General features: G+C 56.9%; 7 protein-coding genes. 1 reads left to right on the top strand and 6 read right to left on the bottom strand.

Annotation, left to right across the window (positions count from 1 at the left end; translation table 11 throughout):
- Together ACRESD_RS03920 and ACRESD_RS03915 are read right to left on the bottom strand one after the other, a co-directional pair.
- On the bottom strand, positions 1–1,285 hold a 1,285-nt coding region (locus ACRESD_RS03920), incomplete at its 3' end, for a CHASE2 domain-containing protein (RefSeq protein WP_431749721.1).
- Positions 1,286–1,288: 3 nt separating this feature from the next.
- On the bottom strand, positions 1,289–2,293 hold the full coding sequence (locus ACRESD_RS03915; protein WP_431749723.1) for a FecR family protein: 1,005 nt from the start codon (positions 2,291–2,293) through the stop codon (positions 1,289–1,291).
- 862 nt (positions 2,294–3,155) lie between these two features.
- Here ACRESD_RS03915 and ACRESD_RS03910 point away from each other — a divergent pair.
- A complete protein-coding gene (locus tag ACRESD_RS03910; RefSeq protein ID WP_431749720.1) occupies positions 3,156–3,875 on the top strand; it encodes a response regulator transcription factor in 720 nt (239 codons plus the stop codon).
- A gap of 104 nt (positions 3,876–3,979) precedes the next feature.
- Here the strand turns inward: ACRESD_RS03910 and gyrB are convergent, their stop codons facing one another.
- From gyrB to dnaA, 4 genes are read right to left on the bottom strand one after another with little or no spacing between them, the layout of a single operon-like run.
- Positions 3,980–6,397 carry a DNA topoisomerase (ATP-hydrolyzing) subunit B gene (gene gyrB / locus ACRESD_RS03905; RefSeq protein WP_431749719.1) on the bottom strand — a complete coding sequence of 806 codons (2,418 nt, stop codon included), beginning with the start codon at positions 6,395–6,397 and terminating at the stop codon, positions 3,980–3,982.
- Positions 6,398–6,401: 4 nt separating this feature from the next.
- Positions 6,402–7,505 carry a DNA replication/repair protein RecF gene (gene recF, locus ACRESD_RS03900; RefSeq protein WP_431749718.1) on the bottom strand — a complete coding sequence of 368 codons (1,104 nt, stop codon included), beginning with the start codon at positions 7,503–7,505 and terminating at the stop codon, positions 6,402–6,404.
- A gap of 20 nt (positions 7,506–7,525) precedes the next feature.
- Positions 7,526–8,629, bottom strand: coding sequence for a DNA polymerase III subunit beta (gene dnaN, locus ACRESD_RS03895; RefSeq protein WP_431749717.1), 1,104 nt, complete (start codon positions 8,627–8,629; stop codon positions 7,526–7,528).
- Positions 8,630–8,667: 38 nt separating this feature from the next.
- Positions 8,668–10,179, bottom strand: coding sequence for a chromosomal replication initiator protein DnaA (gene dnaA / locus ACRESD_RS03890; RefSeq protein WP_431749722.1), 1,512 nt, complete (start codon positions 10,177–10,179; stop codon positions 8,668–8,670).
- Positions 10,180–10,184 lie beyond the last annotated feature (5 nt).

Genomic DNA, 10,184 nt, shown 5'->3' with positions numbered 1-10,184 from the left:
TGACGGCCTGTTCCAGGGCAAAGATCCTCCCTTGCAACACATCACCCTTACTGGCAGGCGCACGACGCCGTTCCGGCAGGACCTTCGGTTCGTTGTCCAAGCGGGCCAGTTCCCAGCCGAAATAAGCCAGGATCACGCTCAGGCGACGCCAGTTCCAGATCAGGTAGGCCAGCAGCAAGCCAATCAGACAGGCCGCCGGCGACCACCAGTCACCCAGCCTCAACATCGCCCAGGAACTGAAGAGGGAAGCGCTCATGCAGCCCAAGGTCAGCCACAGTGCGTAGCGCGGCCGGAACAGCAGCAAACCCAGCAGCAGAGCCACCATTGCGGTGGCTATCAACGCTGCCAGCCAACCGGGCAACACCACGATGCTGCGCTCTTGCAGCAGGCCATTGAGGACGTTGGCCTGGATCTCGACACCTGCGGTGGTGCCCACACGGGCTGATAACGGTGTGACATAGCGATCACCCATGCCGGGCGCAGTGGCCCCCACCAAAATCAGGCGATCACGCAAAACTTCGGACGGAACCTCGCCGCGCAACACGCTGACATAGGGCACGCTGGCAAAGCCTGCACTGGCATCGATGAAGGGAATCCGAATCGCATTCTCCCGTTGCCAATCGGCATGTCCCTCTGGCCCGGACAAGCCCGGCATGGAAGCAGCCTGCCCAGCCAACTCGAACGCCAGCCACGCCAACTGAGGCGTCATCTGCCCAGGTGGCCCTTCACGTAAATAGAGGTTGCGAACGATGCCATCGCTGTCAGCCTCGACATTGATATGGCCAACCCCCCGGGCACAATCACGCAGAGGGCGCACGGGTTGAATTTGCATCACAGCCTGGCCGTAGCGGGGCATTTCTTCGCGAATCAATGGCAGCAATACATTACCGGCGTTGCAAATGGCTTCGGCCAGACGTTGATCGTTGGCAGGCTCACGGGCCGGTTCGCTGAAAATCACATCAAACAAAATACCCGCGGGCTTGGCAGCACTCAGACGATCAATCAAGTCGGCGTGGACGCGCCGCGACCATGGCCATTGACCAAGTTGTTTAAGGCTACGTTCGTCGATGGTCACCAGCAGAATGCGCGGATCAACCGGCAAGGGGCTCAAACGGCGAAGGCTGTCATACAGCAGGTTATTGAGGGCGAGACCAGGATTGATAGACAGGAATGCCGTCAGGGGCAACAACAGGAGGCTGATCCACATCCACTCACGAACCAGGCCGTTGAACAGCCGCTGGGCCTGGGTTGGCTCACGCTTTTCAGTCCTGCGCCACAGGCTCACCAATCAACCGCCGGATGCCTGCTGAACACGAGTCGTGGGTGGGTAATAAAAGATGTCATAGACCCCGGTGGCGCCCTCCAGCCCGTGTTCATCATAAGCAGACAAGCGCACATGGTAGAACGACGCTTTCAGCCCAGTGAAGCTCATTTTCGGCTTACTGGAGAAGTTTTCCTGCTTGATGTCCATGAATTCCTTATCGGTAGCAACCTGTGCCCGATAGCGTTGAGCGCCCGGCAGTGGTCGCAAGAACAGGGTCCAGACTGGCGCGTCACCTTTCTGGCCATCTTGCCCCACTAAAACAGGAGGATTCAGCAACTCTACCGGCTTGAGCTCGCCTTGTTTCTTAACCACCAATCCTTGGCGAGCGCCGACCTTTACTTCGTCCGGCATTGGGCCGATCACTGGTTTCTTTTTATTAACGGAATGAGTGCTGGGCCGCGGCTCGTCACGATTTACCGCCACTTGCCCATTGAGCACTTCGACCACCGATTGTTCGCCATCGTTGCGAACCCGGAAGTGCGTGCCACGCACACCCAATACACCCACAGGCGTCACGATCTGGAAGCGGTCATAATCGCTGGCACGCTTGATCACATAGGCTTCGACTTGGCCCTGCTCAAGAATGACCTGAGGGATCGCCTGTTCCTCCACCAGGTGCAATCGGACCTGAGAGCTGGAAGGCAGGACAATCCGCGAGCCATCCCCCAGCAGCAAGCTGACAAATGCCGAAGGGGACGTTTTTATACTCTCTTGCTCATCAATAGCCATGCCTTCCATCAGCACGGTCGACACGCCTTTTTCATCCAGCTTCCAGGCTTCGCCCGTCAGATGCTGGACGAGTGCCGGCAACGGCTGCGCACGGCAGAGCAGGTTGTCATCAATATAGGGCGCACGGGGAGGAGCGGAGCGCGCAACCGCAGGCGAACTCACAGAGCTCAACGCAACGATCAGGCCTGAGCCCAAAAATGTGAAAAAAAGATGGCGGTATTGGCAGGAAAAAAAGGTCATGGCGCTCATCAAGATTCTGGTTCTAATGGATCATCAGAAAGCACTTCCAGAAGCTTGCAGCAGGAAGACCTTGAATGCCACCTACGATACCCGATGATGTATCGCACTTGGTAGCCGTAATGTTCGGGGAGTGGAGTTCATCGCATAGGATGACACGTCCCTGTGTCGAACCCGACCTAGTGTTCTGGTTCGGGGTATACATCGAAGAAAAACTGTCCATCTCATCCCTCCGACAACAGTCCCTGGCGAACCTTGGACTGTGGTTGACACATCCTGTGTCGGAGCGCATCCCGCGCTCCAATCTGCGTGTCACTCAGCGAGAGAGAATTTACCTACAGCAAAGGTGTATTTGGAGAATATGTAACATTTGTTCAGATTCAACACGGCTAGAAGACCCAGCGTTGGCCCCCTTGGATTACTTCTGCTTGCTGGAAGGGGGAGCTTGCGAAACCCATTCCATCACCCGATTCACCTAACGTCTGCCGCTCGTCAAACGGAGTAGGCGCCGCTGCCGGGCTAGAGACACCAATCGTTTCCGTTCCCAGAACCGCCGCAATCACCAACAAAACCATCCGCCCCCACACATTGACCTGCTCCATGACGATCGCTCGTCTCGACACAGCATAAAGCCTGATTGCCATTGATCCTTTTCCTGACGGTCTCGAGCCGGTATCTTCCAGCATGGATATTGATGACTTCCTATGGCTTAACGGCCATTTGACATCATCGTACCTAGAGATCCAGGGGCTTGAGAATTCGGCAATAATTGTTCAGATTCAACAGCTGAAATCTGCGCAGCGCAGAACCAGCCCCTACCGAAACCTGACGACTGCCGTACTCTTCAAGAAGAAAGGACCCACCCATGCGTGTCGCAATATTGGATGACGAACCTGCAGAATTACGGCGGGTGGAACAGACACTGCGACAGATCCCCAACACTGCGGAACAGCCCTGGTCCCTGCATTGTTTCGAGCGCGGCGAAGACCTGCTGCGCCAGCTACGTCGGGAAACCTTCGACCTGCTGATACTCGATTGGCAACTGCCCGATATCACCGGCATCGCCTTGTTGCGCTGGACCCGAGAACACATGGATTCTCCCCCTGCGGTCATCATGCTGACCAGCCGAGATGCGGAGAGCGATATTGTCACGGCCCTCAACAGCGGCGCTGATGATTACGTCAGCAAACCCTTTCGCCCCAACGAACTCAAGGCACGGGTCAGTGCCGTCTTACGTCGCCATGGCCTGCAGAAGCCCGCCACCAGCGAACTGCAAAGCTTTAATGACCTGACCTTTGATGATGCCGAATTAACTGTCACCCGTGCGGGCACACCGATCAGCCTGACCGAACGGGAGTACCGACTGGCCAGTTGCTTGTTCGCCAATCTGGCACGGCCACTGTCCCGGGAATATCTGTATGAGCGGTTTTGGTCCCATGAAGAAATGGTGTCGTCTCGGCCGCTGGATACACATATCTATCGGCTGCGGAATAAGCTGGGACTGACCGCGGACCGAGGCTGGCAGCTGTTAACCATCTATGGGTATGGGTATCGGTTGGAAAGTGTGGCGACTACGCCAGGCTAAAATCGGCGATGTTCCACGTGGAGCATCTTGGAAATTCTTATCGGATTTCCAATAAAAAAGGCCAACGCTAAGCGTTGGCCTTTTTGTTTTAGCGGCTGACCTGATCAGAAGTCCAGGTTGGACACCGCCAAGGCATTGCTCTCGATGAAGTCACGGCGAGGCTCGACCGCATCACCCATCAGGGTGTTGAAGATCTGGTCTGCGCCAATGGCGTCTTCGATGGTCACCCGCAGCATGCGACGCTGACTTGGGTCCATGGTGGTTTCCCACAGCTGATCCGGGTTCATTTCGCCCAGACCTTTGTATCGCTGGATAGTGTGACGCTTGGTGCTTTCAGCCATTAGCCAGTCGAGGGCTTCTTTGAATTCCTTGACCGGTTTTTTGCGCTCGCCACGCTGGATGTAAGCGCCGTCGTCGAGCAGGGTGCTCAGTTGAGCGCCCAGTGTCACTACGGTTTTGTAGTCGTTGCTGCCGAAGAAGTCGCGGTTGAAGGTGACGTAGTTCGACAGGCCGTGGGAGATCAGTTCGACCTCTGGCAGCCACACGCCACGTTCACGATCTTCACGCAGGCTGGCTTTATAGACCAGGCCGGACTTCTCGACGGTACGCAGGCGTACTTCGTACTGAGCCAGCCATTCCTGCATGGCGGCGTGATCGCCCAACTGCTCCAGGCTCACGGCCGGCAGGTAGATGAAGTGTTCGGTCAGCTCCTGAGGGTACAGGCGCGACAGACGCTTGAGGGTCTTCATCACCATGCGGAAGTCGTTGACCAAGCGCTCCAGCGCCTCACCGGAGATACCCGGAGCCTCGTCGTTCAAGTGCAGGCTGGCATCTTCCAGAGCCGACTGCGTCATGTACTCTTCCATGGCGTCATCGTCTTTGATGTACTGCTCTTGCTTGCCTTTCTTCACTTTGTACAACGGTGGCTGGGCGATATAGATGTAGCCGCGCTCGATCAGCTCCGGCAACTGACGGAAGAAGAACGTCAGTAGCAAGGTACGGATGTGCGAACCGTCGACGACAGCATCGGTCATGATGATGATGTTGTGGTAGCGCAGCTTGTCGATGTTGTACTCGTCACGACCGATACCGCAGCCCAACGCCGTGATCAAGGTGCCAACTTCCTGGGAAGAAATCATCTTGTCAAAACGGGCTTTCTCGACGTTGAGGATCTTACCTTTCAACGGCAGGATGGCCTGGGTGCGACGGTTACGACCCTGCTTGGCGGAGCCGCCAGCAGAGTCACCTTCCACCAGATACAGTTCGGAGAGGGCAGGGTCCTTCTCTTGGCAGTCCGCCAGTTTGCCTGGCAGGCCGGCGATATCTAGCGCGCCTTTACGACGGGTCATCTCACGGGCTTTACGCGCCGCTTCCCGGGCACGTGCGGCGTCGATCATCTTGCCGACAACCAGCTTGGCTTCGTTCGGGTTTTCCAACAGGAAGTCAGAGAAGTATTTACCCATCTCTTGTTCCACTGCGGTCTTCACTTCGGAAGACACCAGCTTGTCTTTGGTCTGGGAGCTGAACTTAGGGTCCGGTACTTTAACCGAGATAATCGCGGTCAAGCCTTCACGCGCATCATCACCGGTGGTGGCGACTTTATGCTTCTTCGCCAGGCCTTCGGCCTCAATGTAGGTGTTCAGGTTACGCGTCAGCGCGGAGCGGAAACCCACCAGGTGAGTACCACCATCGCGCTGTGGAATGTTGTTGGTGAAGCACAACAGGTTCTCGTTGAAGCTGTCGTTCCACTGCAGGGCGATTTCCACGCCAATGCCGTCTTCACGCTGGATGTTGAAGTGGAACACCTGGTTGACCGCAGTCTTGTTGGTGTTCAGGTATTCAACGAATGCACGCAGGCCGCCTTCGTACTTGAACAGTTCTTCCTTGCCGCTGCGCTCGTCCTTGAGGACGATACCCACACCGGAGTTGAGGAAGGACAGTTCACGAATACGCTTGGCCAGGATGTCCCAGCTGAAGTGAATATTCTTGAAGGTCTCGCTGGAGGCCTTGAAGTGAATCTGGGTACCCGTGGTTTCACTGTCACCCACAATCGCCATCGGTGCCTGAGGCACGCCATGTACGTAGGTTTGTTCCCAGATCTTGCCGCTACGGCGAACGGTCAGCACCAGTTCTTCCGACAGGGCGTTTACCACCGAAACGCCTACACCGTGCAAACCGCCGGAGACTTTATAGGAGTTATCGTCGAACTTACCGCCAGCGTGGAGCACAGTCATGATGACCTCTGCCGCCGAAACGCCTTCCTCTTTGTGCACATCAACCGGGATACCGCGACCGTTGTCGCGCACAGTGATGGATTCATCCGGGTGGATGATGATGCTGATGTCGTCGCAGTGACCGGCCAGCGCTTCGTCGATGGAGTTGTCGACCACCTCGAACACCATGTGGTGCAGACCGCTACCATCATCGGTGTCGCCGATGTACATACCAGGACGTTTGCGTACGGCATCCAAACCTTTCAGCACTTTGATGCTGGTCGAGTCGTACGTGTTTTCTTCGCTCATGCCTTCACTCCCGATGGTCGTGGGTCTGGGTGATACGGCCCTGTTCCACGTGGAACAAAGCGACTGGCGTTTCCGTCTGCCAGCCTTCCCTCAATAATTCGTGGTCTACACAGGTGATGAACACCTGGCAGCGTAAGTCTTCCAACAAGCGGCATAGCGATCGGCGGTGCTGCTCGTCGAGTTCAGACGGCAAGTCGTCCACCAGATAAATACATTGACCGCGCCGGGCTTGGCTAACCAAGTGGCCCTGGGCGATACGCAAAGCGCACACCACCAACTTCTGCTGGCCACGGGACAAGATATCCGCAGCATTGTGTGCGCCCAATCTAAGACGCAAATCAGCACGTTGAGGGCCAGCCTGTGTATGGCCAATTTGCTGATCTCGCTGCAAGGACGTGGCGAGTACTGCACTCAGTTCACGCTCTTTGTCCCAACCACGGTAGTAGCTCAGCGTCAGCCCCTCGAGCTCCAACAATTCACTCAAGGTCTGCTCAAAGACTGGTTTCAAGGCTTTGATGTAGGCGCGGCGGTATTCATCTATTTCGTCGCTGGCCAGGCACAGTTCACGGTCCCAGGCCGCTTGCGAAGCGGCGTCAAGTGTACCATGCCGCAGCCATGAGTTCCGCTGCCGCAGGGCCTTCTGTAGGCGCTGCCAAGTGGCCATGAACCGCGGTTCCACGTGGAACACTCCCCAATCGAGGAATTGCCTGCGGATTTTGGGCGCGCCTTCCAACAATCGAAAACTGTCGGGGTTGATCAACTGCAGTGGCAGGATTTCCGCCAATTGCGCCGCGCTGCGAGCATTTTGCCCATCAATACGAATCTGGAATTCTCCGCCGCGATCACGAGATATCCCCAGGTTGCTGTGCCCACCTTCCGCCAGTTCGACTTGGCCAAATACCGTGCACGCCAATTGTTCGTACTGGATGACCGGTAACAGGCGAGCACTGCGGAAGGAACGGGCAAGCCCCAGCAAATGAATGGCTTCCAGCACGCTGGTTTTGCCACTGCCGTTGGCGCCGTGGAGGATGTTGATGCGGGGGGAGGGGGAGAAGGTCACCGGGTGCAAATTGCGCACCGCGGTGACCGAGACGCGACTGAGGGACATCTAGCTTCTGCTGAGCATGATTACAGGCGCATCGGCATGACAACGTAAGCCGAGTCGTCGTTATCGGATTCTTGCACCAAGGCGCTGCTGTTGGAGTCCGACAGAATCAGACGAACCTGTTCGGTGGTCATTACACCCAGCACATCCAGCAGGTAGCTCACGTTGAAACCGATTTCCAGCGAGCCACCGTTGTAGTCGACGCCCACTTCTTCTTCCGCTTCTTCCTGCTCCGGGTTATTGGCCTGGATCTTCAGCTGACCATTGGCCAGTTGCAGACGGATACCGCGGTACTTCTCGTTCGACAGGATCGCCGTACGGCTGAACGCTTCACGCAGGGCCTGACGATCACCCAGTACCAGCTTGTCACCACCTTTAGGCAGCACGCGCTCGTAATCCGGGAACTTACCGTCTACCAGCTTGGACGTGAAGGTGAACTCGCCAGTCGTTGCGCGGATGTGGTGCTGGCCCAGGACAATGCTGACATTGCCATCCGGCTCAGTGAGCAGACGCGCCAGCTCAAGAATACCCTTGCGCGGCACGATGACTTGGTGACGGTCAGGTTGACCGATATCGGCACGCATCGAGCACATTGCCAGACGGTGACCGTCAGTCGCCACCGCGCGGATAATGCCTTCCGACACTTCCAGCAGCATGCCGTTCAGGTAGTAACGCACGTCCTGCTGGGCCATGGCGAAGCTGGTGCGCTCGATCAAACGGCGCAGCTTGCTCTGTTCCAGGCTGCAAGTCAGCGAGCCAGGGCCCTCTTCCACAGTCGGGAAATCATTGGCCGGCAAGGTGGACAAGGTGAAGCGGCTGCGACCAGCTTTAACCACCAACTTGGCTTCATCGACCTTGATGTCGATCAGCGCGTCGTTCGGCAGGCTTTTGCAGATGTCCATCAGCTTGCGCGCCGGTACGGTGATCTCGCCAGGTTCGGCGGGTTCTTCCAGCTGCACACGACCAACCAACTCGACTTCAAGGTCGGTACCGGTCAGGGACAATTGCTGGCCTTCGACTACCAGCAATACGTTGGAAAGCACCGGCAAGGTCTGTCGGCGCTCGACGACGCCTGCGACCAGTTGCAGGGGTTTCAACAGGGCTTCGCGTTGAATGGTGAAATGCATGGTCTAGTCCCTTGCCTTAATAAGCTGCGCTGGTGTCATCAAGTTGTCAGTGTACGCAGCAGGTTCTTGTAGTCCTCGCGAATATCCGCGTCGGATTCCTTAAGTTCGTTGATCTTGCGGCACGCGTGCAAGACCGTGGTGTGGTCGCGGCCGCCAAACACATCACCGATTTCCGGCAGGCTGTGGTTGGTCAGCTCCTTGGAGAGCGCCATGGCCACCTGACGGGGACGTGCCACCGAGCGCGAGCGGCGCTTGGACAGCAAGTCGGAAATCTTGATCTTGTAGTACTCGGCCACGGTGCGCTGGATGTTATCCACACTCACCAGTTTGTCTTGCAGTGCCAGCAAGTCTTTCAAGGATTCGCGAATCAGCTCGATGGTGATATCGCGGCCCATGAAGTGCGAGTGTGCGATGACCCGCTTGAGCGCACCTTCCAGCTCACGCACGTTGGAGCGGATGCGCTGGGCAATAAAGAACGCAGCGTCGTGAGGCAGATCGACCTTGGCCTGGTCGGCCTTTTTCATCAGGATCGCGACGCGGGTTTCCAGCTCCGGCGGCTCTACCGCAACGGTCAAGCCCCAGCCGAAGCGCGATTTCAGGCGTTCTTCCAGGCCTTCGATTTCCTTCGGGTAACGGTCACTGGTCAAGATGACCTGCTGGCCACCTTCGAGCAGGGCGTTGAAGGTATGGAAAAACTCTTCCTGGGAACGCTCTTTGCGGGCAAAGAATTGAATATCGTCGATCAGCAACGCATCAACCGAGCGGTAGAACCGCTTGAATTCGTTGATGGCGTTGAGCTGCAGGGCCTTGACCATGTCAGCCACGAAGCGCTCCGAGTGCAGGTACACAACCTTGGCATTCGGATTCTTCTTTAATAGATGGTTACCCACAGCATGCATCAAGTGAGTCTTACCCAAGCCAACGCCACCATAAAGGAAGAGTGGGTTGTAACCATGCTTGGGGTTGTCGGCTACCTGCCAGGCGGCAGCACGAGCCAGCTGGTTGGATTTACCTTCGACGAAGTTCTCAAAAGTGAATGTACGGTTCAGGTAGCTCGTGTGCTTGAGCGCACCTTCGACCTGCACTGTGCGCTGTTCGGCACGGACCGGCGCTTGCTGCGAGCTGGCACCCGCCATTGGGTCGAAGCTGTCGCGAGACGGTTCTTCATGCTCAGGCGCGTTTTTTTGCGCAGAGGATTTGGAGGGTGTCGGTGCGGGTGTAGCTGCAACCGGTACCGCCGCAGCCTGGGCTTGCGAAGCCGCCGCTGCCAGCGGTGCGTTCGGCGCAGCGCGAGGTGCAGAGCTACGTTTGCTGCCTATTAATAAAGAAAGCGCAGGTGCGAGGCCGTTGCCATGCTCATCGAGTAATTCGAGGACGCGGCTCAGGTACTTCTCATTGACCCAGTCGAGAACAAAACGATTCGGCGCGTAGACACGCAACTCGTCGCCTTCGGCTTCGACCTGTAGCGGACGGATCCAGGTGTTGAATTGCTGGGCAGGCAGCTCATCGCGCAAAAGCTCCACGCACTGCTGCCAAAGTTCCACTGACACGGATA

The organism is Pseudomonas sp., assembly GCF_050739995.1.
Classification (GTDB): domain Bacteria; phylum Pseudomonadota; class Gammaproteobacteria; order Pseudomonadales; family Pseudomonadaceae; genus Aquipseudomonas.
This window is presented reverse-complemented; position numbering and strand designations above follow the sequence as displayed.

Coding starts and splice junctions, on each gene's coding strand:
- ACRESD_RS03915 (WP_431749723.1), bottom strand. CDS start 2,293: ATGACCTTTTTTTCCTGCCAATACCGCCATCTTTTTTTCACATTTTTG.
- ACRESD_RS03910 (WP_431749720.1), top strand. CDS start 3,156: ATGCGTGTCGCAATATTGGATGACGAACCTGCAGAATTACGGCGGGTG.
- gyrB (WP_431749719.1), bottom strand. CDS start 6,397: ATGAGCGAAGAAAACACGTACGACTCGACCAGCATCAAAGTGCTGAAA.
- recF (WP_431749718.1), bottom strand. CDS start 7,505: ATGTCCCTCAGTCGCGTCTCGGTCACCGCGGTGCGCAATTTGCACCCG.
- dnaN (WP_431749717.1), bottom strand. CDS start 8,629: ATGCATTTCACCATTCAACGCGAAGCCCTGTTGAAACCCCTGCAACTG.